General features: G+C 69.4%; 28 protein-coding genes. 13 read left to right on the top strand and 15 right to left on the bottom strand.

The features are described 5' to 3' along the window. Window positions 1-58 precede the first annotated feature (58 nt). The 4 genes from ACRDTB_RS16580 to ACRDTB_RS16565 all read left to right on the top strand — a co-directional run bounded on the left by ACRDTB_RS16580 (window position 59) and on the right by ACRDTB_RS16565 (window position 4675). The gene (locus ACRDTB_RS16580; protein WP_431431214.1) at window positions 59-970 is read left to right on the top strand and encodes an AraC family transcriptional regulator; all 912 of its coding nucleotides are present in this window, start codon (window positions 59-61) and stop codon (window positions 968-970) included. A 101-nt stretch (window positions 971-1071) separates the two neighbouring features. Further along, the gene (locus tag ACRDTB_RS16575) at window positions 1072-2256 is read left to right on the top strand and encodes a PQQ-dependent sugar dehydrogenase (RefSeq protein ID WP_431431213.1); all 1185 of its coding nucleotides are present in this window, start codon (window positions 1072-1074) and stop codon (window positions 2254-2256) included. Window positions 2257-2291: 35 nt separating this feature from the next. After that, window positions 2292-3890 carry a radical SAM protein gene (locus tag ACRDTB_RS16570; RefSeq protein WP_431431212.1) on the top strand — a complete coding sequence of 533 codons (1599 nt, stop codon included), beginning with the start codon at window positions 2292-2294 and terminating at the stop codon, window positions 3888-3890. Further along, on the top strand, window positions 3887-4675 hold the full coding sequence (locus tag ACRDTB_RS16565; protein ID WP_431431211.1) for a class I SAM-dependent methyltransferase: 789 nt from the start codon (window positions 3887-3889) through the stop codon (window positions 4673-4675). The genes ACRDTB_RS16570 and ACRDTB_RS16565 overlap by 4 nt, the downstream gene beginning before the upstream one ends. A 36-nt stretch (window positions 4676-4711) precedes the next feature. Here the strand turns inward: ACRDTB_RS16565 and ACRDTB_RS16560 are convergent, their stop codons facing one another. Both ACRDTB_RS16560 and ACRDTB_RS16555 read right to left on the bottom strand, forming a co-directional pair. Beyond that, a complete protein-coding gene (locus ACRDTB_RS16560; RefSeq protein ID WP_431431209.1) occupies window positions 4712-5293 on the bottom strand; it encodes a hypothetical protein in 582 nt (193 codons plus the stop codon). A 29-nt stretch (window positions 5294-5322) separates the two neighbouring features. Beyond that, the gene (locus tag ACRDTB_RS16555; RefSeq protein WP_431431207.1) at window positions 5323-5730 is read right to left on the bottom strand and encodes a hypothetical protein; all 408 of its coding nucleotides are present in this window, start codon (window positions 5728-5730) and stop codon (window positions 5323-5325) included. Window positions 5731-5846: 116 nt separating this feature from the next. Between ACRDTB_RS16555 and ACRDTB_RS16550 the strand changes: the two genes are divergently transcribed. Then, window positions 5847-6545 (top strand): TetR/AcrR family transcriptional regulator C-terminal domain-containing protein, encoded by a 699-nt coding sequence (locus ACRDTB_RS16550; protein ID WP_431431206.1) that lies wholly within the window; start codon window positions 5847-5849, stop codon window positions 6543-6545. A 92-nt stretch (window positions 6546-6637) separates the two neighbouring features. Next, a complete protein-coding gene (locus ACRDTB_RS16545) occupies window positions 6638-7093 on the top strand; it encodes a hypothetical protein (protein WP_431431205.1) in 456 nt (151 codons plus the stop codon). Here the strand turns inward: ACRDTB_RS16545 and ACRDTB_RS16540 are convergent. The 3 genes from ACRDTB_RS16540 to ACRDTB_RS16530 form a co-directional block, all read right to left on the bottom strand. Continuing rightward, window positions 7012-8448, bottom strand: a complete 1437-nt coding sequence (locus ACRDTB_RS16540) for a serine/threonine-protein kinase (protein ID WP_431431204.1) — start codon at window positions 8446-8448, stop codon at window positions 7012-7014. The two genes, ACRDTB_RS16545 and ACRDTB_RS16540, sit on opposite strands and share 82 nt — an antisense overlap. A gap of 102 nt (window positions 8449-8550) precedes the next feature. After that, window positions 8551-8961 carry a hypothetical protein gene (locus ACRDTB_RS16535; protein ID WP_431431203.1) on the bottom strand — a complete coding sequence of 137 codons (411 nt, stop codon included), beginning with the start codon at window positions 8959-8961 and terminating at the stop codon, window positions 8551-8553. Beyond that, a complete protein-coding gene (locus ACRDTB_RS16530; protein ID WP_431431201.1) occupies window positions 8942-9454 on the bottom strand; it encodes a hypothetical protein in 513 nt (170 codons plus the stop codon). Before ACRDTB_RS16530 ends, ACRDTB_RS16535 begins: the two co-directional genes overlap by 20 nt. A 140-nt stretch (window positions 9455-9594) precedes the next feature. Here ACRDTB_RS16530 and ACRDTB_RS16525 point away from each other — a divergent pair, with 140 nt between their 5' ends. Both ACRDTB_RS16525 and ACRDTB_RS16520 read left to right on the top strand, forming a co-directional pair. Then, on the top strand, window positions 9595-9978 hold the full coding sequence (locus ACRDTB_RS16525) for a DoxX family protein (RefSeq protein ID WP_431431200.1): 384 nt from the start codon (window positions 9595-9597) through the stop codon (window positions 9976-9978). Window positions 9979-10044: 66 nt separating this feature from the next. Next, window positions 10045-10773 (top strand): lysophospholipid acyltransferase family protein, encoded by a 729-nt coding sequence (locus tag ACRDTB_RS16520; RefSeq protein WP_431431199.1) that lies wholly within the window; start codon window positions 10045-10047, stop codon window positions 10771-10773. 69 nt (window positions 10774-10842) lie between these two features. Here ACRDTB_RS16520 and ACRDTB_RS16515 read toward each other — a convergent pair whose 3' ends face one another. From ACRDTB_RS16515 to ACRDTB_RS16495, 5 genes are all read right to left on the bottom strand, one after another. Then, complete coding sequence (locus ACRDTB_RS16515; RefSeq protein ID WP_431431197.1) at window positions 10843-12645, bottom strand: serine/threonine-protein kinase; 1803 nt, start codon at window positions 12643-12645, stop codon at window positions 10843-10845. A 90-nt stretch (window positions 12646-12735) separates the two neighbouring features. Then, window positions 12736-12933 (bottom strand): hypothetical protein, encoded by a 198-nt coding sequence (locus ACRDTB_RS16510; protein WP_431431196.1) that lies wholly within the window; start codon window positions 12931-12933, stop codon window positions 12736-12738. A gap of 109 nt (window positions 12934-13042) precedes the next feature. Further along, window positions 13043-13558 (bottom strand): hypothetical protein, encoded by a 516-nt coding sequence (locus ACRDTB_RS16505; RefSeq protein WP_431431195.1) that lies wholly within the window; start codon window positions 13556-13558, stop codon window positions 13043-13045. Between the two features lie 93 nt (window positions 13559-13651). Continuing rightward, window positions 13652-14623 carry an NAD(P)-dependent alcohol dehydrogenase gene (locus ACRDTB_RS16500; protein ID WP_431431193.1) on the bottom strand — a complete coding sequence of 324 codons (972 nt, stop codon included), beginning with the start codon at window positions 14621-14623 and terminating at the stop codon, window positions 13652-13654. Window positions 14624-14665: 42 nt separating this feature from the next. After that, window positions 14666-15946, bottom strand: a complete 1281-nt coding sequence (locus tag ACRDTB_RS16495) for a condensation domain-containing protein (RefSeq protein ID WP_431431192.1) — start codon at window positions 15944-15946, stop codon at window positions 14666-14668. Between the two features lie 234 nt (window positions 15947-16180). Here ACRDTB_RS16495 and ACRDTB_RS16490 point away from each other — a divergent pair, with 234 nt between their 5' ends. After that, window positions 16181-16453, top strand: a complete 273-nt coding sequence (locus ACRDTB_RS16490) for a phosphopantetheine-binding protein (protein WP_431431191.1) — start codon at window positions 16181-16183, stop codon at window positions 16451-16453. Here ACRDTB_RS16490 and ACRDTB_RS16485 read toward each other — a convergent pair whose 3' ends face one another. From ACRDTB_RS16485 to ACRDTB_RS16475, 3 genes are read right to left on the bottom strand one after another with little or no spacing between them, the layout of a single operon-like run. After that, window positions 16454-17341: a hypothetical protein gene (locus ACRDTB_RS16485; RefSeq protein ID WP_431431190.1), complete on the bottom strand. Its 888-nt coding sequence runs from the start codon at window positions 17339-17341 to the stop codon at window positions 16454-16456. It lies immediately after the preceding gene. A 6-nt stretch (window positions 17342-17347) separates the two neighbouring features. After that, entirely contained in the window at window positions 17348-18052 is a 705-nt protein-coding gene (locus tag ACRDTB_RS16480; RefSeq protein ID WP_431431189.1) for a sulfotransferase domain-containing protein, read from the bottom strand. A gap of 48 nt (window positions 18053-18100) precedes the next feature. Next, complete coding sequence (locus tag ACRDTB_RS16475; RefSeq protein ID WP_431431188.1) at window positions 18101-18694, bottom strand: TIGR03086 family metal-binding protein; 594 nt, start codon at window positions 18692-18694, stop codon at window positions 18101-18103. Window positions 18695-18913: 219 nt separating this feature from the next. Between ACRDTB_RS16475 and ACRDTB_RS16470 the strand changes: the two genes are divergently transcribed. The 3 genes from ACRDTB_RS16470 to ACRDTB_RS16460 all read left to right on the top strand — a co-directional run bounded on the left by ACRDTB_RS16470 (window position 18914) and on the right by ACRDTB_RS16460 (window position 23572). Further along, entirely contained in the window at window positions 18914-20521 is a 1608-nt protein-coding gene (locus ACRDTB_RS16470; RefSeq protein ID WP_431431187.1) for a class I adenylate-forming enzyme family protein, read from the top strand. 190 nt (window positions 20522-20711) lie between these two features. Next, the gene (locus ACRDTB_RS16465; protein WP_431431186.1) at window positions 20712-22298 is read left to right on the top strand and encodes a class I adenylate-forming enzyme family protein; all 1587 of its coding nucleotides are present in this window, start codon (window positions 20712-20714) and stop codon (window positions 22296-22298) included. 26 nt (window positions 22299-22324) lie between these two features. Next, complete coding sequence (locus tag ACRDTB_RS16460) at window positions 22325-23572, top strand: MFS transporter (RefSeq protein WP_431431185.1); 1248 nt, start codon at window positions 22325-22327, stop codon at window positions 23570-23572. Here the strand turns inward: ACRDTB_RS16460 and ACRDTB_RS16455 are convergent. Beyond that, window positions 23544-23975, bottom strand: a complete 432-nt coding sequence (locus ACRDTB_RS16455; RefSeq protein ID WP_431431184.1) for a PaaI family thioesterase — start codon at window positions 23973-23975, stop codon at window positions 23544-23546. The genes ACRDTB_RS16460 and ACRDTB_RS16455 overlap by 29 nt on opposite strands. Window positions 23976-24354: 379 nt before the next feature. Here ACRDTB_RS16455 and ACRDTB_RS16450 point away from each other — a divergent pair, with 379 nt between their 5' ends. Continuing rightward, entirely contained in the window at window positions 24355-25062 is a 708-nt protein-coding gene (locus tag ACRDTB_RS16450) for a 3-oxoacyl-[acyl-carrier-protein] synthase III C-terminal domain-containing protein (protein ID WP_431431183.1), read from the top strand. A 316-nt stretch (window positions 25063-25378) separates the two neighbouring features. Here the strand turns inward: ACRDTB_RS16450 and ACRDTB_RS16445 are convergent, their stop codons facing one another. Continuing rightward, window positions 25379-26704 carry an MFS transporter gene (locus tag ACRDTB_RS16445; RefSeq protein WP_431431181.1) on the bottom strand — a complete coding sequence of 442 codons (1326 nt, stop codon included), beginning with the start codon at window positions 26702-26704 and terminating at the stop codon, window positions 25379-25381. Window positions 26705-26824 lie beyond the last annotated feature (120 nt).

The following is a 26824-nucleotide window of genomic DNA, read 5'->3' as shown; positions in this document are numbered from 1 at the left end:
AGAGCAGCGGGTATGTACCGATACGTGGCTCGAATGGGATGATTCGACGGTGCGAACCATGCGAACCGCCCCGGGCCGGGACCGGCCCCCGACCTACTCGATGGTGCCGACGCCCGGCGAGCTGCCCGTGGCGACCTGGCGGCTGGAGCACGGCTGGGAGGCGGACGGCTCCTTCGAGGAGCACACGCACGACTTCCCCGGCCTGGCGTACTTCGAGACCACCGGCGGGCTGCTGCGCACCGGCCGGCGGGCCTGGCCGATCGAGGCGGGCAACCTGTTCGTGATCGCACCCGGCGACGTGATGGGCCGCATCCACGCCGCCGACCTGGCGGACTGCCAGGGCTGGGGCGTGTTCTTCACCGCCGACGCGCTCGGCCCGGACGTCCCCGGTGCGCACCTGGCCTGGCGCACCCACCCGCTGCTGTTCCCGTTCGTCCGCGGCGGGGCCATCGGCGCGCTGCGGCTGCGGGTGCCCGAGCCGGACCGGCCCGAGTGGGTCGCCCGGATCCGCGCCCTGCACGACGAGCTGGCGCAACGCCGGGACGGCTACCGGGAGGCCGTGCTGGCCCACCTGGTGTTGCTGCTGGTCGGTGTCTCCCGGCTGGCCGCCGACGTGGTGGGCGACCTGCGCGAGAACCGGGAACCACTGCTCGCCGAGGTGTTCGAGGTCATCGAGCGGCGCTACCCGCAACCGCTGTCTCTGCGCGACGTGGCCGCCGCGGTGAACATCTCCCCGGGCCACCTGACCTCGACGGTACGCCGACGAACCGGCCGCACCGTGCAGGAGTGGATCACCGAGCGGCGGATGGTGCAGGCCCGGCGGCTGCTCGTCGCGACCGAGCTGCCGATCGGCGAGGTGGGCAGGCGGGTGGGCTTCCCGGACGCCGGCTACTTCACCCGCGTCTTCGGCAAGGTGCACGGGACGAGCCCCGCGCGGTGGCGTAGTGCCGCGCCGCCTGTAGCGGGTTGACTACCCACAGCGGTCCGCAGATCATTGTCTAGACCAATGTCCGTCTGCTGCCTGCCGAGGGAGTTCACATGTCGCGACGTCAATGGCGAGGTCGCTGGTTCATGGCCATCCCAGCCGCTGTCGGCGCCCTGCTGCTGTCCATGATCGGTGCGGCCAGTGGGGCGGCCAGTGGGATGGAGGCCAGGGCGGACGTTCCGCTGGACGAGCTTCGCGTCGCGACCACCGAAGTCGCCGCGGGCTTGGCGCGGCCGACCGCGATCGCCGCGCTGAAGGACGGCAGCGGGCGCCTGCTGATCACGGAGAAGTCCGGTACCGTCCGCGGATTCCACCCCGACACCGGGCTCGAGGCCGAGCCGGTGCTCGACATCACCGACCGGGTCGACGAGTCGGAGAACGAGCGGGGGCTGCTCGGTCTGGCCGTCGCGCCCGACTTCGGGCAGAGCCAGGCCGTCTACGTCGCCTACACGGCGCTGCCGAACGGCGCGGTGACGCTGTCCCGGATCCGGCTCGACACCGGGGCGGAGGAGGTGCTGCTGGTCCAGGAGCACGCCGAGTTCGGCAACCACAACGGCGGGCACCTCATGTTCGGCTCGGACGGCCACCTGTACTTGGGCATCGGCGACGGCGGTGGCGGCGGGGACCCGCTCGAGAACGGGCAGAACCTGAACACCCTGCTCGGCAAGATCGTCCGGATCGACGTGAGCGCGACCTGCGGGGACCTGCCCTACTGCGTGCCGGCGGACAACCCGTTCGTCGGCGTGAGCGGGGCGCGGGCGGAGATCTGGTCCTACGGGCTGCGCAACCCGTGGCGGTTCTCGTTCGACGAGGCCGACGGCTCGCTGTGGATCGCGGACGTCGGGCAGGGCAGGTTCGAGGAGGTCGACCACATCGCCGGTGCCCAGGGTGGGGTGAACTTCGGCTGGTCGTGCATGGAGGGCCCGAACGTCTTCGACGAGCAGCGGTGCGAGCCCGACGTCGAGTACACCGACCCGGTGTTCCACTACGCCTCCGGTACCGAGGGCTGCGCGGTGATCGGCGGCTTCGTCTACCGCGGCGAGCGGTTCGCCGACCTGGCCGGCGGCACGTACGTGGCCACCGACTACTGCTCGGCCACCGCGTGGGCACTGCGGGCGAACGCGGACGGCACCTACACCAGCGGCACGATCGGCGCCTTCCCGGAGACGGTCACCGCGTTCGGCGCCGACGAGGCGGGCGAGCTCTACGTGGTGAACGACCAGCCGGGCAGGCTCTTCCGCGTCTCCTTCGAACACGTCCCGGCTGTGTGACCATGGGGGTCGCGACCGGAAGCGGGGTGCGGCCAGTGGTGAGAGCCAAGCGGGACCGCGACGAGGTGTTCGTCGAGTACACCAAGAGCGTCTGCCCGGTGTGCAAAGTCGTGGTGGACGCGCAGGTCAACATCCGTGAGAACAAGGTGTTCCTGCGTAAGCGCTGCCGCGAGCACGGCTGGTTCGAGGCGCTGGTCTACGGCGACGCGCGGGCGTACCTGGCCTCGGCGCGGTTCAACAAGCCGGGCACGATCCCGCTCACCTTCCAGACCGAGGTCAAGGACGGCTGCCCGTCGGACTGTGGGCTGTGCCCGGAGCACAAGCAGCACGCGTGCCTGGGGATCATCGAGGTCAACACGGCCTGCAACCTTGACTGCCCGATCTGCTTCGCCGACTCCGGCCACCAGCCTGACGGGTATGCGATCACCCTGGAGCAGTGCGAACGCATGCTGGACGTGTTCGTCGATTCGGAGGGCGAGCCCGAGGTGGTGATGTTCTCCGGCGGGGAACCGACCATCCACAAGCACATCCTCGACTTCATCGACGCCGCGCAGTCCCGGCCGATCAAGGTGGTCAACCTCAACACCAACGGCATCCGGCTCGCGACCGACAAGCGGTTCGTCGCCGCGCTGGCCGAGCGCAACCGGCCCGGTCGGCCGGTGAACGTGTACCTGCAGTTCGACGGGTTCGACGAACGCACCCACCGCGAGATCCGCGGCACGGACCTCCGCGACCGCAAACGACGGGCGCTCGACAACTGCGCCGCGGCCGGCCTGACCGTCACCCTGGTGGCCGCGGTCGAACGCGGTCTCAACGAGCACGAGGTCGGCGACGTCGTGCGGTTCGGCATCGAGCATCCGGCGGTGCGGACCGTGGCCTTCCAGCCGGTCACGCACTCCGGGCGGCACGTGGAGTTCGACCCGCTGACCCGGCTGACCAACTCCGACGTGATCGAGCTGATCGCCGACCAGTGCCCGGACTGGTTGCGCACGAACGACTTCTTCCCGGTGCCGTGCTGCTTCCCGACCTGCCGCTCGATCACCTACCTGCTGGTGGACCGCAAGCCCGACCGCACCGACGTCGTGCCGATCCCGAGGCTGATCAACCTGGACGAGTACCTGGACTACGTCACCAACCGGGTGCTGCCCGACGCGGCGGTGCGGGCCGCGCTGGAGAAGCTGTGGAGCGCCTCGGCGTTCATGGGCGCGGACACCACCGCCCGCAGCCTGGAAACCACCGCGGCGGAGCTGGAGTGCGCCGCGTGCGGGATCGACCTGCCCCAGGCCGTGAAGGAGCTCGACGAACGGGCGTTCATGATCGTGGTGCAGGACTTCCAGGACCCCTACACGCTCAACGTCAAGCAGCTGATGAAGTGCTGCGTGGAGGAGATCACCCCGGACGGGCGGATCATCCCGTTCTGCGCCTACAACTCCGTGGGCTACCGCGAACAGGTCCGGGAACAGATGTCCGGCGTTCGCGTGGCTGACGTGGTGCCCAACGCGATCGAGCTCCAGCCTCTGGTCACCGACTCGCCATACGGCTCGAAGATCGCCGGGAACGGCAACGGGACTGGCGACGGGCCGGTGGTCGCGCCCGACACCACGAACGTCGGGCGCCGGGCAGTGGAGCGATGAGCACCCCGGAGGAGATCAAAGCCTGTTGCGCCGCCGCCTACGGGCAGGACGCGGTGGCGCTGGTGCTCGGCGAGTCCTACCACCCCGGCGGGTTGGCTCTCACCCGGAGACTGGCCGACGTGCTGGGGCTGCGGAGCGGACAGCGGGTGGCCGACATCGCGTCTGGTCCCGGGGCGACCGCGTGCGCGCTGGCGAGCGAGTACGACGTCGGTGTGGACGGCGTGGACCTCGGCGAGTCCGGAGTGGAGCGTGCGCGAGCGGCGGCGGAGCAGGCCGGGCTCGCGGGGACGGTCCGGTTCCACGTGGGCGACGCCGAACGCCTTCCCTTGCCCGACAACGCGTTCGACGCGGTGGTGTGCGAGTGCGCGTTCTGCACGTTCCCGGACAAGGCAACGGCCGCGGCCGAGTTCGCCAGAGTGCTGCGCTCTGGGGGAAAGGTCGGCATCACCGACGTCACCGTGACCGAATCCGGTCTGCCGGAGGAGCTGACCACGCTGGCGGCGTGGGTGGCCTGCATCGCCGACGCTCGCCCGCTGGCCGGGTACGCGGACCTCCTGGCCAACGCCGGACTGCGCACCGTGCGCACCGAATCCCACGACGACGCCATCGCGGTGATGATCGAGGCGATCGAGGCGAGGCTGACGCTGCTGCGCATGACCGCGGCCGACCGACTGACCGAGGCCGGTGTCGACGTGGACACCGTGCTGCGCCACACCTCCCTGGCCTCCCGCGCGGCCAGGCAGGGCCTCATCGGCTACGCCCTCCTGGTCGCCGAGAAGCCCTGACACCTCCCCGTCGCACCTCGTGCCGTTCAGAGCTCGTCAGTGGCGACCGGTGCGTCGTTCGGCCTCGGTTCGCACGGCGTGGAAGGTGTCCGTGACGGCCCGCTCCCAGCGGCCGGCGACCGCCGCACCCCACCATTCGCCCACGGCCCACAGGTCGGTGCCCAGCTCACCGGTGTACTCGAGGCGGGTGCCGAAGGGCTGCTCGGTGAGCAGGAACCGCTCGACCACGTGCGGCACCGGGCCGCGCACCAGCCGGAAGTCCACGCGGTCCGGTCGGGTGAACCGGACCGTCTCCACGGTGGTGGCCACCAGCCGTCCGCGGACCGGAGTGCGGTGCGCGGCCAGCGCCATGTCGCTGCCGCGTTCCAGCACCGTCACCTTCTCCCGGATCGCGCGGGTGGCGCGCCCCAGGTAGGGCTCGGCCAGCAGATCGAACACCACCTCCCGCGGCGCCCACACGTCGACCGACAGCGGACCCAGCGGGCGCATTCGCCGCCCAACGCCCAAATCGAGCGGTATCGCGGCCGTGACCAGCCCCAGGTAGGCACCCGCCGCGAGGCCGCCGGCCGCGGTCGTCACGGCCAGCGACCCGGTCAGTATCCGAGATTTCCGGCCCACAGCGGCATCCTTCCGTGCCTTGGCTTCCGTCAGGCGAAGGTGCCCAGCCAGGTGGTCAGGCCGTACAGCGCCAGGTAGGTGGCAACCGCGACCGCGAGCACCCCGGCGATCCGGCGCCGGTGGTGCCGCAGGCCGGCGATGCCGCACTGGTCACGTCGACGCAGCGCCACCCATACCAACAGGACCAGGACGGCGAGGCCGCCGAGCCGGAACCACCAGGCGAAGTCGCCGTACAGGTTCGTGGCCCAGCTGAACGCCGTGCCCGCGGACACGATCCCCAGCAACGCCAGCACGGTCGGGCCCACGCAGCACAGGATGCCCACCAGCCCACTCGCCAGCCCCATCCGCCACACCGGCAACCGGCCGGTCGCCGTCCCCGGCCGGCCGCGCTCGTGGCCCTGCTCGTAGCTCTGGTGGCTCTGGTCGGGTTGGGTCATCGAACCGGCCTCCTCTCGCTCGACTCTGCCAGACCGGCGGGCCTCGTGCCCCGAACCCGACGAGCCTGGTCCAGACTTACGTCGTACGGTCGAGGTGCGTGGCAGGAGTGGATGTCGTGGCTACCGAAACAGGACCCGGACCTCAGGTCCCGTTGAACAGGCAGCGGGTGCTCCGCGCCGCCGTCTCCGTCGCGGACGCGCGTGGGATCGAGTCACTCACCATGCGCAGCCTCGCCGAGGCGCTCGGGGTGGAGGCGATGTCGCTGTACTACCACGTGGCCAACAAGGAGGCGATCCTGGACGGTGTCGTCGAGGTCATCATGGGCGAGATCGACGAGGCCGTGAACCGGGCCGACGTGCCAGCGGCCGAGGACGGCTGGAAGACGGCGTTGCGCGCGCGGATTCTCGCGGCACGCGGGGTACTGCTCCGCCATCCCTGGGCGCCTGGTGTCTTCGGGACACGCACCACCACGAGCCTGGCGGTGGTGCGGTACTTCGACGCGGTGGTCGGTGTGCTGCGAGCAGGCGGCTTCAGCTACGACCTGATCCATCACGCGCTGCACGCCCTGGGCAGCCGGGCGCTGGGCTTCACCCAGGAGCTGTTCGAGCCGGCCAACAACGACGGTGACGACGACGCGGCCACGGAGATGCTCGAGCAGCTGGTCGACCAGGTGCCCTATGTGGTGGAGATGATGGGCGAGGTCGCCCACGACGACCCGGACTCGACGCTGGGTTGGTGCGACGACCAGGTCGAGTTCGAGTTCGGACTCGATCTGATCCTCGACGGCCTCGAAAGGCTTCGCGCGACGGCCTGACGCCCCGCCGGGCATCGGACGATCTTCCTCATCGGATCTCGAACTCACCTCGCGCCTTGACCGCCTTACGACATACCTTACGGCGCAAGTTCATGGGTGCGTGCTCGCCGGAGTCGTTCCAGGGCGCCGTCGCCGCGGGCCTGCTGTCCATCGACACCCGCCGGGGCGCCGCGGCCAGCGACGTCGCCCAGCTGCTGCAGGAGGCGGTGGCCGAAGCGGGTGGGGCGGACGCCGAGACCATCGCCCGGTCGCTCGTCGAGCGGTGCCGCGAGGACAAGCGCCGCATCCCGGGAGTCGGCAACCCGCTGCACAAAGGTGACCGACCCACGCGCCGACGGGGTGTTCGAGGTGGCCACGACGCCTGCGTGGCGGGCATCCACGTCGACGTGCGGCGCCGGACCGCGGCACCGACCAGCGAGGCGACCGGCCGGCCGCCGGTGATCAACTACAGCGGGTCGGTCGGGGCTCACTTGGCGGAGAAGGAGTCGCCGCACGCGGGAATGCCGTTCGGCGGCGTGTCGCCCGACACCTTCGGCAAGTCCGTGTAGAGGTCGGAGACGTAGACACCCTCGGTGGTCCTGTCCCAGACCGTGGACGACCGGCCCGAGGACGGGTCGGAGACCTCTCTGCCGTCGCGCTCCTGGCATTCGATCAGGACGGACTCGCCTTCGCCATAACCGTTACCGGCTCGCTCGGGGCCGAACGGGCTCCGGTAGCTGTAGGTACCCAGGTAGGCGTTCTTGGACTTGGACCAGGTGTTGGTGACCTTGGCGGGCCAGGTCTTCGGCGGTGGCGTGGCGGCCTGCCGCTGCTCGTCCCCGCCGGACGTGAAGGCACCGAGTGCCGCCGCCACGACCGCGACGACGCCGATGGCGACGATCCCCACCGCGATCAGTGCGGCGGTGCGGTGTTGCCGGAGCCTCTGCCGCCAACTCGGTCCCGGAGGGGCCGGGGGCGGGCCGCTCGGTTGCGAAGCGTCGAGCCATGGCGGTCGGCCGTCCGGTGGCGCGTGGGGCACCGTCGCGCCCTCGTCGGGATAGGCGACCGGCACGGGCACGCCGTTCGCCCGGCCCACGGCCAGGGCACCGGTCGGCGCGCCCGCCGAGGTACCGGCCGGCGTGTTGGTGAGGGTGTTGGTGATCGCGTCCGCGAGTGCGTCGGCGTAGGCGCCGGCGTGTGGCCAGCGGTGGTCGCGATCGGGCTCCAGGGCCCGGGCCAGGACCTGCGCGAGCCGGGTGGGCAGGGTGAGCACCTGCAGCGCGCCGGCGTGGTACTTGATGCCGGCGAGCAGGTGGAAGGTGAACGCGCCGAGCCCGTAGACGTCGGCGCGGGCGTCGATGTCCTGCCGCTGCTCCTCCTGCTCGGGCGACATGTAGCCGGGCGTGCCCGCGGCGACGGTGAACCCGGAGGCCTGCGCGACATGCTTGGCGACGCCGAGGTCGCCGATCAGTACCCGCTCGCCACCGTCGATCGTGCTCTGCAGCAGGACGTTCGACGGCTTGATGTCGCGGTGGACCACCCCGAGCCGATGCAGCACCGCCACCGCGCGGGCGGTCTCCACGGCGATGTGCGTCGCGTCCGGCACCGGCAGCGCCACACCGTTCAACCGGTCGGCCACGGTGCCGCGATCGGCGTAGGACATCACGAAGTACGGCCGGCCGTCGGGCAGCTCGCCGACGTCGTACATACGCACCACGCGGTCGGAGTCCGCCTGGCGCAGCAGCCGCGCTTCCCGCAGGAACCGCTGGTGCACGTCGCGCACGTTCGCCCAGTTCTCGGCCAGCACCTTGATCGCCACCGGCTCACCGAGGGCATGGTCGGTGCCCAGCCACACCGACGCGAAGCCACCGCTACCGAGAAACCGCGACACTCGGTAGCGGCCGATCCACTCAGGGCCAGGCACGGTGACATCCTGCCGGATTCGGCCCGCGCTGTGGCCGGAAACACCCAACAGCCCGCGTCGAACCGACCGTGGCAGGCGTCCGGTGGTTCCCCTGGTGCAGGTTCACAGTTCGCCGAGCCTGCTCAGGACGCGTCCGGCGGCGGCCCGCAGGGTGGCGTCGTCCACGTACCGGCCCGAGGACAGGTAGAGCACGCGCTGGTCGGGGCGCGGCCGGTCGATGGGCGGGCTGTCGAGCAGCACCATGACCTGGGTGGCGACGACCCAGGCCGGCTTGCCGGCGAGCGTGAACGTGACCTGCCCCTTGGCGGCGGGCGAACTGACGGGCGAACTGACGTCGACGACCGCCGCGAAGCCGTGCAGCGGGTGCCGGGCACCGGCCGGGTGGGTGTGTACGGCACGCGGCCGCGCGCGTCCGGTGCGGGTACCGCGGGCAGCGCGCCAAGCAGCCGCCGCAGGATGGCGCCGAGGTCCTGGCCTCCGGACGACTCGATGGTCACGTGGGGGACCGGCCACGTCTCCGACGCGTCCTGCGCAAACCAGTCCCGCTCCCCCGCCGGCAGTAGCGCGGTCGCGGCGGCCACGAACCACGCCCCCGCGTCGCCGATGCGGACCTCGTGACCGGCGATGGTCTCCGAGCCGGGGCCCGATGTCCTCGATGTCCTTGCGCCATGGCCAGGCGCACGCTCAACGCACCACTGGCGACCACGCACGTGGCGTCGTCGACCTGGTTCTCGACCGTCCGGCCGACGGGTCCGCCGTGGAGCTCCCACCACCGCTGCGCGGGGATCGCCTGGCAGATCGCCTGTGCGGCCGTCTCCGGGCGCACGTAGCCGATCCCGTCCCCGAACGGCATCGTCACGGGCCGCGGGCCCTTGTCCGGCGGCGTGGGCGGCGGCGGGGCCGCGGTGGTGGCCTCGGATGTCCGCGACGGATCGGTCGCCGGCTCGGCGGTGCACCCGGCCACCAGCACGGCGACGCCCACGCCGGCGGAGAGCAGCCACCGCATCACCCGATACCCCCGACCGCAACGAATCCCGAGCACCCAGGATCGGCATTGCCCCCGGACCGAACATGGTGCGCTGTCACAGGGATCGGGTCGGCGGTGTCTTGAGGACGAGAGTCGCCGACTACCTCCAGGAGAACCTCATGAACCTCGCTCTGTGGATCGTCGCCGGACTGCTTGCCGTCGCCTATTTCGTCGGCGGCAGCCTCAAGCTGATCATTCCGAAGGAGAAGATAGCCACCGTCCGCGGCGGGGGATGGGTCGAAGACTTCAGTGCTGGCAGCGTCAAGTCCATCGGAGCCCTGGAGGTCCTGGGTGCGGTGGGTCTGATCCTGCCCGCCGCGCTCGACATCGTGCCGGTCCTGGTGCCGGTGGCCGCCCTGGGGCTGGCGACGATCATGGTTGGTGCGGTGATCACCCGCATCCGGCGTCGCGAGGCCACATTCATGGTGGGGGACCTGGTCTATCTCGTCCTGGCCGGCTTCGTGGCGTGGGGCCGCTTCGGCCCGGAGTCCTTCACCGGTTGAGCGTCGGCCCGGGATGCGAAGATGTGGCGGACCGATCGGCGCAAGCGCTCGTTGAAATGAGGCACAGTGGAGCTCGTCTACCCGCCGGTGATCCTGAGCTGCAAGGCCCTGTTCCGCGTGCTCGACCTGAAGCTGGACCTGAAGGGCACCGAACACATCCCGGCGGCCGGCGGGGCGGTGCTCGCCTGCACCCATGTCAGCTACCTGGACTTCATCTTCTGCGGGCTCGCGGGGCTGCCCGCGCGACGCAAGACCCGGTTCATGGCCAAGCAGGAAATCTTCGCCAACCGGATCGCCGGTCCGCTGATGCGGGGCATGCGGCACATCTCGGTCGATCGCTCGGCCGGCCAAGGCTCCTATCGCGAGGCGGTGGCCGCGCTGCGGACCGGTGAGGTGGTCGGCGTGTTTCCCGAAGCCACCATCAGCCGATCCTTCACCGTGAAGGCGATCAAGACCGGCGCGGTACGGATGGCCATCGAGGCCGACGTGCCGATCATCCCGATGACGGTGTGGGGCAGCCAGCGACTCTGGACCAAAGGCCGGCCACGCAACCTCACCCAGCGCCACGTGCCGATCCTGATCCGGGCGGGCGAGCCGCTCTACCCGACCCCCGGCGACGACCAGGACGCGCTCACCAGTGACCTGCGAGCGAGGATGTCCGCGCTCCTCGACCAGGCGCAGCGCGACTACCCCGCCGCCGCCGAGCACGGCGAGCAGGCGTGGTGGCTGCCCACCCACCTCGGCGGCACCGCACCCACCCCGGAGGCGGCCGCCGCCCTCGACGCCAACCGCTGACCCACGCGGTGAAGCCGCCAACTGCCAAACGAGAAGGCGCCCCGATGACCGGTGCGCCGGGGTTTGGGCCTACCGCGGCGCACGGCCGGTGCGGCGCACGGCGTCCTTGACGAAGTCGTAGGTCGACCGGCCTGCCTCGATCAGGTTCAGTTCTCGGTTGAAGCTCCAGGCGAAGAGGCCGGCCGCGGTGAGGTCGGCGACCGACTCGTCGGTGAGCAGCGTGCGTACGTCCTGGTCGACGACGTCGGGCGGGACGTCCTTGTTGCCGTAGCCGGCCACCATGACCTGGCCGTACTCGCCGAGGATGTCGACGCTGCGCCGGATCTGCTCGACGTTGCCGTGCGGTTGCTTGCTCACGACCGACTGGAAGTCCGAAGCCTCCAGCACGTCGGCGAAGTGCTCGAACATGGACGGGCCGGCACCCGTCTCGGGGTCGTCGTCGAGGGTGGCCTGCCACGACTGCCATCCCAGCGACACCCGCGCGTTGGGCGCCTCGGTGTGGAAGACGTCCCGGACCTCCAGGTAGCGGTCCTTCAGCGCCTCGAAGTACGCGGTCGCGGCGGGGGTGTGGGCGTAGTACCCGTCATAGCCGCAGGCCATCGCGCTGACCTCGTGAAACACGGTGACGTACAGCGGGGGGCCGTCGGCTCGACCGGCGAAGGTCCGCGCGAGCGTACGCATGTGCTTGAGGAAGTCGTCGGACAGGGGCTCACGCCGGCCACAGGCCGGGCCGTACTCGGTGTCGAACGGGACCTCGGGGCTGTCCTCCACCCAGTTCGCCACGACCAGGTGCAGCGCGTACCCGTTCGCGTAGGCGTCGGGCACCAGGCTGTCGCGCCAGCTCGTCAACGTCGGTAGGTCGCTCGGCTTGTGGTACGTGGTGGAGAGCAGCCAGGTCGGGGTGTCCCGCACCAGCTCGCTCGCCCGCGCCGCGTCGGCCCCGCCACCAAGGCCGTACAGCAGCTCGGCGTCGCCGTCGGCGGGCGCACCGGGCACCTCGCGGCGAGGCGACGGCGCGGGCTCCTCGCCCGTGGTGGCCGAGTCCGACTCGGCCCCCGGCACGAGGAGGACACCGGCGACGAGCACGCCGACCACGCCGAGGCCGGCGGCGGTCGCGAGCACACCGCGGTTGACCCGGCGCCAGGGCCGCCCGGTGGTGGCGATCGCCCTGAGGCGCTGGACGGACTCGCCGGCGGTCGGCCGGCGAGCCGGGGCTGGATCGGTCAGCGCGGTCAGCAGGTTGGCGAGCGCGGAGCCCGGTCTGGTCGGCTCGTTGCCCTCGACGGCGGCCGACAGCGTCACGCCGAGCGCGTACAGGTCGGCCGCCGGCGTGACGGCGGTCCCCATGGCCACCTCCGGAGCCACGTACCCGGGCGTGCCCGGGCTGTGCGCCGTCCCGGTCAGGGTGACCTGGGCCCACACCGCGATGCCGAGATCGGCCAGCTTCACCGTCGCGTCCTCGGCGATGAGGATGTTGCCCGGGGTGATGTCCCGATGCACCATCCCCCTGGCGTGCATGGCGGACAGCGCGGCGGCGACCTGCTCACCGACGTGCGCCGCGCGGCAGGGCGACAGCGGTCCGTCGGTCCGCAGGATCTCCGCCAGACTGCGCGCCGGCAGGTACTCCATGACCAGGTACCGCTCGCCGTCCTCGACCACCACGTCGAACACGGCGATCACGTTGGGATGCTGCAGCCCCGCCCCGATCCGGGCCTCCCGGCGGATGTCCTCGCCGTCACCGGTGTCGGCCCGCTTGATCGCGACCACCCGGCGCAGCTCGAGATCCGTGGCGCGCCACACGACCCCCATGCCGCCCGTGCCCACGGCGTCCTCGAGCCGATACCTGCCGACGATGACGTCCCCGCTACGCACCGTCTCATGCTAATGACACTCAGCTGCCCTGGCGAGACACCCCCGGGCGCGGAGCCGACAGTCCCGAGTGGACAGATAGCTGTGCGGCGCTCACACCTGTTTGCGTAGCCCGCGCGCGCCCAGGGTGACGATCGCCAGGCCGGCCACCGCGAGGACCAGCCCGATCACCAGCCACGTCGACGAGCTCGACATGAAGCTGCCGCCGATCACCCCGAGCCCCTGCAGGAACCAGACACCGCCGACCACCACGCACACCACACCGACCGTCACCAGCGTCCAGCCCTTCATCCGGCCAGTCTCGCGCGTTCCGCTCGCGCGCGCCAGAGGTTCCCGGCAGGGCGGCGACGCGCGTCGGCCGGCCCCATCCGGGACCGGCCGACGCCGTACGGGTTGTCGGTCAGCTGGTCGACTCAGCCTGCCACGACGTGAAATGGCCGACGGAATCGCCGACCGTGTCGTAACCGCGGTAGTACGCGGTCGTGTTCTCGTCGGCCTCGGAGAAGCTGCAGTACACCCAGATGCCACTGGCGTGGCTGTTCGGGTTGAGGCAGTACCCGTAGTACCGCGAGCCCGCGTCGTAGAAGTCGAGCTGGCCCACCGCCGAGCGGCCGTTCGACTCGTCGTCGCGTACCCAGATCTTGTCCCCGTTACGCACGAAGCAGACGTGGACATAGCTGTTGTTCGACGCCTCGTTGCCGCTGCAGCCGTGGCTGTCAGCCTGCACCGCGAGGTCGAGCTGGGCCGCCTCGGCGGCGCTCGCCGACTGGGCGATCTTGACGACGCTGCGGACGCCCACCTCGTCGCTCTGCGGTGCCGCGGGCGACGCGGCGGCTACCTGCGGGACGAACGCCAGACCGGTCGCGGCCAGCATCGGCAACGCGATCCCGGCCATGATCTTCCTTCGAACACTCACGAAACTTCCCCCATGGTTCGTGGCACGCGAATTTCACGGCCACTGAACAGGAGTCGGCGGGGCGGGAGCAGATACCCCGGTCGGTCCGCTCGGTCAGTCCGTCGGCGCGACGGTGATCACGACGTTGCCGATCTTCTGTCCGGTCTCCACGTACCGGTAGGCATCGACGATCTGGTCCAGCGGGTACCGCCGGTCGATGACCGGCTCGAACTTCCCGGACGCGATCAGCTCGCGCAGGTGGCGGACGATCTCCTGGTTGTCCCGCGGGACCGGGAACCTCACCCGCCGGCCGCGAAGCAGCGGGGTGACGAGCGCCAGGACCGGGTTCTGGGCCCAGGGACCCAGCTCCGAGGACACGTACACCGCGCCGGGCTTCAGCAGTCGCTTGCAGTGGCCGAACGTGCTCTTGCCCACCGCGTCGAACACCGCGTCGTAGGTCTGCTCGTCCTCGGTGAAGTCCCCCGCCGTGTAGTCGACGACCCGGTCGGCGCCCAAACCCCGCACCAGCTCCAGGTTCGCCGTGTCGCACACCGCGGTCACGGTGACGTCGAGGCTCTTGAGCAGTTGCACGGCCGCCGATCCGATCCCGCCGGTCGCGCCGTACACGAGGACGTCCTGCCCGGCCCTGGTCCCCGCGTGCCTGACGAACGCGAGGGCGTAGTGCGCGCCCTCGGTACCGGGAGCGACCTGCTCGAAGGCCATGCCCTCCGGGATGGTCGCGATCGAACCGTCCTCCGGAACCGACAGGTACTCGGCGTGCGTCCCGAACGCGCCTTCGTTGTAACCGAACACCCGGTCGCCGACCGCGAAGGTCGTGACTCCGCGGCCGGCGGCCTCGATCTCTCCGGCGAACTCGGTCCCCAGGATCGTCCGTCGCGGCCGGGCGAGGCCGGTGAGGAGTCGTATGAAGAAGGGCCTGGCCGCCCGGTAGGCGCAGTCCGTCCGGTTCACCGTCGCCGTGTGCACCCGGACGAGCACGTCCCGGTCCCCGACCGCCGGCTTGTCCACGTCCTGAATCCGAACGACCTCCGGTGGGCCGTACCTGGTGTGAACCGCGGCCTTCACGCAGAGACCCTAACCCACCGGCGAGCAACCGGGGGCGGACCGCTACCCGGCGTGCCCGGCCATGGCCGCGTCTCGCAACTGCTCGGCCATGGTGATCACGAAGCACCGCATCGGCTCGAAGTCGTCGGCCGAGGACGTCTCCTGCAGGGAGAGCATGAGCTCCTCGCCGGCATGCGCACGCAAATAGAACGGGCTCTGATTATTGCGTTCCGACGACGAGGTCTCGACACTCCAGTCATTTTCCGCGGCGCGGCCGGCGGTCGCCGGCGGAATGGCCACCTGCGCCATGTTGCGGAAATTGTAGAAATAGCGGAACCCGCCGCCGACACCATTCTTTCCGTATTCGCTCACCGCGTCGGTGACCTCGTCCACGTCGAAGATTCCGTGCCGCAGCGACCGCAACGACTCCCAATGCAGGCGGCGCGCACCGGTCGGCAGATCCTCCCCGTCGACGCGGCGGGCGACCATCGGCGCCAGCTGGTTCATCGAGGTGACCAGGCTGCGCCATTTGGGCTCAAGACGGTTGCCGGCGAACAGGGCGACGAGGTGGGCGTCGCGAACCGTCCGCGTGCGCAGCGCCGCCGCGTACGCGGCGAACACCACGCTGGGCAGCGGGATCCCGACCTGCTCGGCGAGCAGCTGAGCGTCGCGCAGCGAGGACACCGACCGTAGCGTCGCCCATCGGGTGCGCGCGTCCGCGGACAGCTCGTCCGGCGGTTCCGGCGCCTCGGCCACCACACGCCGCCAGTACTCGACGGCGGCCGTCCTGCGGTCCGCCCAGGCGTCGGAGTGCTGCTCCTCGGCAAGCTCCCGGCACGTCGGCGCGGACTCGCCGAGATCCTTTCCAGCGAGGAGATCGAGGAACTCCGTGCCCAGTTGCTGCATCGACCAGCCGTCCGCGGTGATGTGATGTACCGACACCACAAGGCATGCCGGCCGGCCGGCCGAGGTGATCAGCCTCGCCCGCCACGGCTTGTCCACGGCCAGATCGAACAGCTCGTCGCCGAGCTCCGCACTCACCTGCCTGGCGAACGCCGTGGCGTCCGCACCACCTTCCCGCACATCGAGCACGACCGGCTCCGGCGCCCAGACCAGCTGTGCGAGATCGCGGCCGAGGTCGAGCCGGTAGCGCGTACGAATCGCCTCGTGGCGCTCCTCCAGCGCCTCGAGCACACCCCGCACGTCGGCGGCCGTGACCCCGTCCGGCAGCGGCCAGACCTGTCGCAGGTTGACCCCGCGCATTTGCTCCGGCGAGAAACGTTCAATCGAGCGCCACAAGGACAGCTGGCCGAAAGTCAGCATGGATCTGTCGATTACCGTCATCGGTCCTCCTCGCCAGGACGGCTCACCGTAGCAGCGGCCCGATCACGTTCGGACGATTTTGCCAGCGCTTGACCACGCACCCATGAATATGACACGGAGCAATCGATCACGTGCTGTACGCATTCGTCGGCGGGACCCGCTATTTGGACCATTGACTGTGATCCACGCCACACCGATACCGGTGTTGTCAGGTTTGTCGTTGACGGCCACAGTCAATGTGGAGAACCTGGCACGATGAGTGACTGGGATGACCGGTATCCGGCCCTGCTGCGCGAGAACCTGCCGGAGTTCCCGGACGGGGCCACCCTCGAACCGGATACCGACCTCGCGGCGGCCGGGCTCGACTCGGTTCAGTTGATCAGCTTGGTCATGGCGCTGGAGGCGGAGTACGGCGTGACCTTCGCCGACGAGTATTTCTCCAGTGACACCTTCGCCACCGCCGGCGCGGTGTGGCGGGCCGTGCAAGAGCTGCGGAGCGAGAAGACGGAGTTGCCACAGTCCGGGTGACTATCCGCCGCAACGAACGGTGGCGGAGAACAGGTATCCCAGCGTCGGGTCGTACTCCGCGAGCAACACCTGCGCTCCGCTGTCCTGCCAGCCGAACAGGCCGCGCGAAAGCTCGAGCCAGACACCGGTGAACGGCTGGTTCTCCCGGCACACCCGCACGTCGCCGCCGACGCTCCGATCCGCTACCACCTCAGCCAGACGTGCTCCGAGAAGCACCGTCGGCTCCGGCCGGTCGCCGGAAAGCCGGGCCACCTCGGCGGCCAGCACCTCGGCCACATGATGCTCCGCCAGCTTCGTGTGCCGCCGGATCGACAGCGCACCCCGCCGCCCGCCCGGTTCCAGCACCACTCCCACCGCCGCGGCGCGATCCGGAACCGGTGTGGGCACGGGAAGTTCGTGGTACAAGGTCGGTTGCTCGGCGACCAGCAGCACCGCTCGCCGGCAACCGCCGGTGCGTGCGTAACCGTCGATCAGATGCAGCGCGGTGAACGCGGCCAGCAGCCCCTGATCGCAGACCGCGAACGCCAGCGGAGCACCCGCGCACTGCCAGCTCAGGTACGTCGCGGTGGCCCGGCCGAGGCGAGCGTCGGGGATTTCGGTAGCGAGCACGAGCAGGTCGGCCGGACGCTCCTCGGACACCAGCTCGGCCAGCAGCGGCAGGCACATCTCCCCGTAGGAGTGCCCGACGCCCCGCTCGATCAGATCCTCGCGCACCGCGATCCCGTACGGTGCGGTCAGGTCGGCGACGTAGCCACGCAGCGCCGGGTTGAGCACCTGGCCGGTCAGCTCATCGAAGGTCCGGCTCGCCGCACTGTGCACTCGCACCCGATTGCCGTCGCCGTTCACCTCACCCGCGGTCAGCGGGCCGGTGACGAACATGCCACGCATCCCGCGCTACCAGTCGTAACCCAGGCGCTCCACGAGGTCGCCGTAGCGCTTGCGGAAGAGCTTGAGGTGGTCGTCGGTGAGATGGTTGCGCCAATCGCCGGGGACGCCCTTACGGTAGTGGCTGGTCTCGTCCTCCTCGCCGATCTTCCTTGTCCCACCGGCCATCTGATCGAAGCTGTGAGTCCGCAACAACTCGTCGAGATGGCCGTCGGGTAGCAGGTCGAGCACCTGCCAGTGCGCGAGCATGCGCCGCCACTGCGCGGCCGAGTCGCTGACCAGGTCCTCCATCCGAACGGGCAGGACGTTCGGGGCGTCGTAATGCCACGAGAGCAGGTGATCGAGGAAGTACCCACTGAACTCGACCTCGGCCGCCATTCCGGCGTCCTTGTCCAGCTTGAGCAGATTGATTCGATGCCGGATCAGCTCCGTCCACTTCACTCCGTCCACTTCGATCGGATGAGAGTTGCGGTGGCTGAAGTAGGCGGACACCACCATGTCCCGCGGGTCTCGGAACAGGTGCACACCACGCGATTCCGGCAACGTGTCGACATCCGGCTGCCTGGCATTGGTCAACATCAGGAAGTCCGGCCGCAACGCCGCCACCGCGTCGCCAAGCGAGCCGTGCTCCGCCCACTGGTGATGGACGAAGTAGATCTGGAACCGCATGCGCAGCGTCGCCGCGACGTCCCGCACGATCGCCTTGGACCACATCGACGCCGCTCGATGCCTTGCATAAAACGCACGAAGCACGTGCCCCTCCTACAGGTCCTGGTCAGGCCAGCTCGGCGATCGCCCCAGAAAGCCCAGCATCCGGTGCGCCACCGGCGCGTCCTCGGCGACCGAAAACCGGTGTCCCCACGGCGCACCGGGACCACCCCACACCCGCGGGATGTCCGGCCAACCCTGCCCCATCGTCAGTACGGTACGACAGGACTCCTCGTCCAGTGCCGGGTCCTGACCAATTGCCCGCGCCACGTCCCAGCCGTGCACCAGGTAGTCGATGAAGTGCATGCCGATGGCACCGGATCCCGGCATCGTCCCGTAGTCGAGCACCTCGACGGTCCGGTCGAGCACCGCGTCGTCGGCGAACGCCGCCGCCACCCGCCGTGCTGACTCCTGGTACGCGGCCCGCCAGTCCTCGCCGAGCGGCAGTCCCACCCATACGTCCGGATCCGCCGGCTCGCCTTCGGCGGCGTCGGCGAAGCCGTGGTTGTTCGCGGTCATGTGCCGCAGCAACACGGCGAGATCCCATTCCACGCACGGCGTCGGTCGCCGCAACTGGTCGTCCGACACGCTCTCCACGATGCGGCAGGTGGCCTCTGACGCCCGCCGATCGAGCTCTCGCAGATCCATGCGGCAGACAGTACAGCCGGCGGCGTGCACGAAACCCGCGAAACCGCTCGCGCGAATCGACGAACGAGTTACCCCGTTCGGCCTACGTCATCGTGGTGCTGTGTGGTTGTTCGCCAAACCCAACCGTCGTCGGGGCCACGGAGGTAAAGTCCACCGTCGCCGCAACGATTCGGCGAACGAAACCTGGTGACTCGCGTAGCGAAGCGTGTGGAGAACGAGATGGCAGCCGAGCCGGACATGCGGCCGAACTACGTGCGCAAGGCGCTGGATCTGTTCGCCGGATACGCCGACCGAGTGGCACTGGTCGCCGGCGACCGGCGGCTCACCTTCGCCGAGCTGCGCGCCGGTGTGTTGGACATCGCCGCGAACTTCGCCGCGCACGGTCTGCGTCCCGGCACGACGGTCGCGGTACTGGTCGGCCATCCGGTCGAGGCGCCGATGCTGCAGTTGGCGTTGCACCTGCTCGGTTGCCGGACGGCGTGGATCTCGGGCAGCGGCACCCCCGTCGAGCAGGACGCCTACCTCGCCAAGGTGCGACCGGAGGCATTCGTCTATGACGCACGGACCCACGGCCAGCGGGGGCGCAAGCACACGGAAAGCCTTGGCGTGCCGGCGTTCTGCCTCGGCCCGAACGGCGCGGGGCCGGACGTGCTCGCCGCTCGCCCCGCCGGCTCCGCACCGTTCGATGTGGACAGTGTGACCGGCCCTGCGACCGGCACGCCGGAGTCGGTGTTCCAGACCAGCGGCACCACCGGAATCCCGAAACCACTGCTCCACACCGCAAACCTCTACGAGCAGATCCTCACCCTCGCCGAACAGATCGTCGCCGCCGGCGAACCACGCTACCGGCACCTCACCGTCACTCCACTGTGGATCGTTTCCGGGCAGACCTCGGCGTTTCTGTACCTGTTCACCGGATCCACACTCGTGACCATGCGTTTCCTTGGCGCACGGGAGTTTCTCGGCATCATCGAGCGGGAACGGATCAATTCCGCGTATGTCTCCCCGTTGATGTTCTCCGACCTGTTGGACCATCCGGACTCGAAGAGGTACGACTGCTCGAGCCTGCACACGCTGAGCATCGGCAGTGCGGCGATCACCCCCGCCCGGCTGCGACAGGGCATCGAGCGGTTCGGACCGGTCGTCCGCATCACCTACGGGCTGTCGGAATCCCCCTTCATCTCCGCGTTTCCCAACATCGACGAGGATCCCGAGCGGCCGGGCCGGCTGCGGTCGTGCGGCACCACCTACGGCGACGTGCGGCTGCAGATCCGCGGCGAGGACGGCACGGTCCTGCCACCGGGCGAGACCGGCGAGCTGTGGGTGGCCACCAAGCTCAACTTCGCCGGCTATGTGGGGATGCCGGAGCTGACCACGGAGACCTTGGTGGACGGCTGGCTGCGCACCCGGGACCTCGGCCACGTCGACGAGGCGGGCTACGTCTACCTCACGGGCCGGGCCAGCGACATGATCATCACCGGCTCCGGCAGCATCCACATCTTCCCCCGGCCGATCGAGGACGTCCTGGCGACGCACCCCGACGTACGGGAGGCCGCGGTGATCGGCGTGCCGGACGCCGACCGCGGCGAGGCCGCACACTCCTACGTCGTGCTGGCCGAGGGCGCGACGGTCACCGAGAAGGAGCTCGGCGATCTGGTCGCCGGCAAGCTCAGCCGAACCTGGACGCCCCGCACGTTCGAGTTCATCGACGCGCTGCCGCGAACCGGTAGCGGCAAGACGGACCTCAAGCAGTTGCGGGCGAGGTACACCGCCGAGCACGCGGACGGTTCACGTGAGGCGGATGAGCGGCCGACCGTCAGGATTTAGTGTCCTGGTGCCGGCGGGTTCCCATACGGACCAGTATCGCTGACCCGTTCAGCCGAACGCCGCGCGCACCGTGACGGGAATTCATGTCCTCCGGCGTGTCGCGACGCCTTCCCAGGTAGGGTTCACCCGCTCGCATCCGTTGGCGCGCAACGCCTCGTGACTCGCGGCCGAAGAATAACTGGAGTATGTGATGGATTCCCTGCCGGGCACCGGACCGGACTATGTGTTGCGTGCACTGGAGCTTTTCGCGAAGTACGGCGACCGGGAAGCACTGGTGGTCGGCGAGACTCGGTTCACCTATACGGAACTCCGCGCCGCGGTCCTCGACATCGCGGCGAACCTGGTCGACTCGGGTCTGCGGCCCGGCGCCACGGTGGCGATAATGCTCGGCTTTCCGCCGCAGGCACCGATGATCCAGCTCGCACTGCACCTGCTCGGTTGCCGCACGGCGTGGGTGTCCAATGCCAGCTCCGTGATGGAGCTGGCTGCCTATCTCGACCAGGTGCGGCCCGAGGCGCTGCTGTACGAAGTGGCCGTGCACGAGCAACGCGGTCGCGACATCGTTGACCGGCTGAGGATTCCGACCTTCTGCGTCGGTCCGGGCGGCGCCGGCCCGGACGTGCTCGCACCGCGCCCCACCGGCTCCGCACCGTTCGATGTGGACAGTGTGACCGGCCCTGCGACCGGCACGCCGGAGTCGGTGTTCCAGACCAGCGGCACCACCGGGATCCCGAAACCACTGCTCCACACCGCAAACCTCTACGAGCAGATCCTCACCCTCGCCGAACAGATCGTCGCCGCCGGCGAACCACGCTACCGGCACCTCTCCGTGACGCCGATGTGGTTCGTCGCCGGGCAGACCTCGGCGTTTCTGTACCTGTTCACCGGCGGCACGCTGCTGGTCATGCGGTTCTTCCGCGCCGCGGAGTTTCTCGAGCTGCTGGAGTCCGAACAGGTCAACTCTACGTTCATCACCCCGCTGATGCTCTACGAGCTGCTGGACCATCCCGAGATCGACAAGCACGATCTGTCCGCGATGGTCGTGCTGAGCGTGGGCACCGCGGCCACCAACCCGGTACGGCTGCGACAGGCCGTCGACCGGTTCGGACCGGTCATCCGCATCACCTACGGCCTGTCGGAATCTCCGTTCATCTCCGCGTTTCCCGGCGTCGCCTCCGACCCGCACCGGCAGGAGCGGGTCGGCTCCTGCGGGCCGGCGTACGGCGACGTGCGGCTGCAGATCCGCGGCGAGGACGGCACGGTGCTGCCGGCGGGCGGTACCGGCGAGCTGTGGGTGGCCAGCAGGCTCAACTTCGCCGGCTATGTCAGCCGGCCGGAGCAGACCGCGGAGACGCTCGTCGACGGCTGGGTGCGCACCGGCGATCTCGGCTACGTCGACGACGAGGGCTACATCTACCTCACCGGCCGGGTCAGCGACGTCATCATCACGACGTCCGGCAGCTACCACATCTTTCCGCGTGCGATCGAGGACGCGCTGACCACCCACCCGCAGGTCCGCGCGGCCGCGGTGATCGGCGTGCCACACCCGCGCCTCGGTGAGGCCGCCCATGCCTACGTGGTGCTCGCCGACGGCGCCACGGTGACCGAGCAGGAGCTCATCGACCTGGTGACCGAGAAACTCACGTGGGCGTGGGCGCCGCGGTCGTTCGACTTCGTCGACGATCTGCCCAGGACCGGCAGCGGCAAGACGAACACCCGGCGGCTGCGCGAGGAGTACGCGGCGCTGCACGTGTTGGTGGAAAGCACAACGGATTGAGCGCGGTCAGCGAGACAGGCGAGTCGGTGGGCGCGAGCAGCACCGCCAGTCGGGTCGGGCTCGTCGCGCTGCTGGCGGCACACATCGTGTCCATGCTCGGCAGCATCGTGACGACGGTGGCCGTGCCGTGGTTGGTGCTGGTCAGCACCGGCAGCCCGGCGAAGATGGGCCTGATCTCCGCGGCCACCGTGGTTCCCTCGCTGCTGGCCGGGGTGTTCGGCACCCCGCTGGCCGACCGGCTCGGCATCCGGCGCACGCTGATCGTCGCCGAGGGCGCGGCCGCACTCGCCATGGTCGCCGTCGCGGCCACGCCGGACATCGGGTTCCTCCCACTGGCGGCGCTGGTCGCGGTCAAGGGTGCGCTCACCGGTGTCGGCGGCCGTGCCCAGCACGTCCTGCTCCGTCCGGTCAGCGACGCCGCCGGCATGCAGATCATTCGGACCACCGCCATCTACGACGGGACCGGCAACCTGGCAATGGTGACCGGTGCGCCGCTGGGCGGCCTGCTGATCTTCTGGCTCGGACCACAGGGCGCGATCTGGTTCGACGTGGCGAGCTTCGCGTTGTCCGCGTTGCTCGTCGCGCTGCTGGTGCGTCCACCGGCCGGGACCATGCCGGACCGAGCGGCGGCGGCGAACGAGCCGTACTTCGCCGCACTGCGGCGCGGTGCCGGCCACCTGTGGCGGGATCGGCTGCTGGTCGGGATGCTCGTGATGACCTCGGTGATCAACCTGTTCACCGTGGCCAACTATGCGGTGTTCGTGCCGCTGTGGGTGGACGAGCGGTTCGGCGCCGCGCCCGCGGTCGGCCTCATTCTCAGCGCGTTCGCCGGCGGCGCGATTCTCGGCAACATCGCCTTCACCATATTCGGCCCGAGGCTGCCGCAATACCTGACCTTCACCGTCAGCCTGGTGTTGTGCGTCGCTCCCCGGCAACTGACTCTCGGGCTGACCGACAGCTTGATCGTGGTGCTCGTCGTCTCGGTGCTGTGTGGCGTCACCCAGGCGACGATCCGACCGATTCTCGGCGCGATGCTCTACTCCCGCGTTCCGGTCGAGCTGCAGAATCGCGTGTTCGGCATGGTGAACGCGGTCACCGGCAGCAGCCTCGCGTTCGGCGGAACAGTCGCCGGGCTCGCGGTGGCCGGCCTCGGGCTACAGCCCGCGATTCTCGTCTCCGGCTCCCTGTGCTTGCTGGTGACCATGATTCCGCTGCTGCGTTACCGGCCCAGCGTGCACGGCCGGCTCAACCAGCCCGCAGAATCCGAGCGGTAGCCGACCCCACGGCAACCACCTGACCGGACGCGTCCAGCAACTCGCCGGAAAGAAAGGCGATGGAGCTACCGCGGTGCACGACCCGTCCGCGACCCACCAGCCGCCCCGGTTCGGCCGGCCGCAGGAAGCTCACCTTGAGCTCTAGGGTCGCTCCGTACATTCCTGGGTCCAGTATGGCCGCCAGCGCGGGCCCCATGGTGTCGTCGAGCATGGCCGTGAGGAAGCCTCCCTGCACCGTCCCCGCCGGGTTGAGGAAGTCCTCGGTCGCCTCGAAGGAAACCTCGATCTCGGCTCGCTCCGGGTCCGCCTGGATCAGCGACCAGCCCAGGGTTTTCGCCGCCGTCGGCATCGGAGCACGGCCGTCCACGGCGTCCCAGAAACCGTTCCTGCGTTCGCCCGTCATAAGCCGACATTACCGCCTCCCCGGAATTCAATGCGTTGGTTGCGTCCCAGCGGACGGTGCGGATGGCCGGTTGATTGTGGCTGGGTGCCATCACGGTCCCCTGAGGTTACGTTGGTCAGCGCGAGACCCGGCACGATGTATTCTCGCTCGCATGACCGCCCTACGAGAGGTCGCAGGCTACCTTCCGGATCGCCGGGTACCACTCGAGGAGCTCCTCAGCGACTGGCGGATACCAGCCTCCACAGTCGACGCTCTCCGGCGGTCGTACGGCTACTCGGAAGTCCGCCGCCAGAAGCCGAGTGAGACGCTTCTCGACCTCCTCGCACATGCCGCCCGGGGCCTGTCAGCGCTACCTGTCAACGAAAGTAAGGTCCGATACGTGCTCTACGCGCGCACCGTGCCGGTGTCACTGCCCCATCCGCTGACCCCGTTGCCAGAACTGTGCGAACTGCTCAACCTCCACGCGGCAACCGCGTTCGCGGTCAGCCACCACGGTTGTGCTTCCGGCCTGCTCGCGGTGGACATCGCCGGGCGGCTGCTGGCAATGGACGGTGAGCCGGACGCACTTGCGCTGATCGTTGCCGGCGAGCAGGTCTTCACCCTTGACGAGATGCTGCGGCCGGAGGCCCAGATCTTCGGTGAGGCATCGGCGGCCTGCCTGGTGTCCGCGGACGGCCCGCGCGATCGGGTACTGAGCTACGCCACACTGCAGCGCGGCGATCTCGACCACTGGGCTACCGACGGCTTGGACTACGCGGAGCGCTTCGCCAAGCAGTACACGGGGCTGGTGGGCGAGGTGATCAGCACGGCCGCCGAGCGGGCCGGGCTGCGCGTCGAGGAGCTTCGGCTGATCCTGCCGCACAATGTGAACGTGCGCTCTTGGCGGAAGGTGTGCCAGCGGCTCGGCCTGCCGCCCACGGTGGTGTTGCTGGACAACGTCCCCCTGCTCGGCCACACGTTCGCCGCGGACTCGTTCCTGAACTACCGCACCGCCGTGGACAACGGGCGGCTGTCCGCGGGCGACCGCTATCTCATCGTCTCGGCCGGATACGGCGCGATCTTCTCGGCGATGGTTCTCGAACACTAGCGCTCTCCGCGTTTGCTATACGGGCTTACTGCCAATGGTTGCACGCCATTTGGCGCAATCTGTTTGAGCGAATGCAGCTTGCGGCGGAGAACCGGACTTTAGATACTCTTGTTCGTATTGTTCCCGTACCAAAGGAGGTTCAAAATGGTGGTGAGCTTTGGCGGAGCCGAGGTTGCCGCTTTCGGTGGTGGCGAGGTTGCCGCTTTCGGTGGTGGCGAGGCCGACGTCTCCCGCTAGTCAACGCGAAACCAGTGGGCCCGTGCCGCGGAAACGCGGTGCGGCCCACTGCCGTTGAGAGAACCTTTCAGGGTGCTGGTCAGTGCTTCTCGGTAGCCGGCTCGTCACTGCGAGCAGGCTCGTCGTCCTTGGCAGGCTTGGCATCGTCGGCGAGCAGCCGGCCGTGCACGCTGTGCCGGTAACGCAGTAACGGAACAACAGTCACCAAGAAACACACGATGCCGGAAATGAGTATCGCCTCGCGCAAGCCGAGTCCGGCGACCAGCCATCCGGCCATAACCCCGCCGACGGCAAGTCCGGCCCGGCACACCGCGGCAACAAGTCCGAATACCCGGTTCTGCAACTCAACCGGAACTCGTGCGTAGAGCATTGCGCCGAGTATTGGGCGGATGGCAGCCGCCGCCACTCCCGACACGAATGTCAGGACAATCACGTATACCAGTTCGTTGGTAAGCCCCAGGATGAGCTGCCGGGGTGCGCAGCACAACACGATGCTGACGATGAAGGTCAGGTACTGCGGCAACTTGGTCGCCAGTACGGTGAGGATGGCGTTGCCGAGCACCACGCCCACGGAATACGTCCCGAGAATGATCCCGATGGCAGGTGCCGCGCCGTAGACGTCGGACACCCACAATGGCACGAATACCGCGGAGTTCGCGACGCTGAACAGGTTGGCCAACGTGACCATGAGCAGCATTCCGAACAGAAGCTGGTCGGCCCACAGGTGCCGGAAGCCCCGTAGCAACGCGGCCACATACCGCTCGTTCGCGGCGGCCCCGCTGTCTGGCAAGGAGCCTTTTGGCGGCCGGACCAGGGTGGCCACGATCAGCCCGCATGCCGCCATCGCCAACGCGTCCACCCAGATGGCGCCTTGCGCACCGATCCAGTAGATGAGCAAGCCACCCAGCGGGGCGCCGGTCAGCATGGCGACGTTGTTCAGCCCGTCGTAGATGGCGGTCACCCGGATCATGGGCATGCCGGCCGCTTCACCCATCGGGCGCAGCAGAACATGCTGCGCGCGGCCACCAACGCCGTTCAACCCGCCACTCACTGCCACCATGGCCAGCAGCACACCGAAGTTGATGTCCGGAACGATGGCGACCACCGCCATGGACAGCGCGCCGCCCATACTGGTGACGACGACCGTGGCTTGCATGCCGAGCCGGTCGGCAGCCGGTGTGGCGAACACACTGGTGAACAGGAACGGCACTGTCGTGGCGGCGGCGACCACGCCCATCTTGGTCGCACTGCCGGTGTTGGTGAGCACCAGCCAGGGAACGGCGACGATGGTCACCATCGAGCCCAGGGTGAACAGGGCGTAGGCGACGAGCAGCATGGCGAGCCCGGCTCTGCCGCCCGGCTGCCTCTGCTCGCCGAGATTCGTCGGCTCGCGGACCTCGGTCATGTCAGGGTGGCCGGGAGGGTGTCGTAGCCGCGCAGCATGAGGGTGTGGCGTTGGCCGGGTGGGGTGGTGAGGGTGAGGTGGGGGAATCGGTGCAGGAGCATGGGGAGGGCGAGTTGGCCT

The organism is Actinophytocola sp. (assembly GCF_050699935.1).
Lineage (GTDB): Bacteria > Actinomycetota > Actinomycetes > Mycobacteriales > Pseudonocardiaceae > Actinophytocola.
Note: the sequence above shows the minus strand (reverse complement) of the source record. Positions and strands in the feature narration are given on the sequence as shown.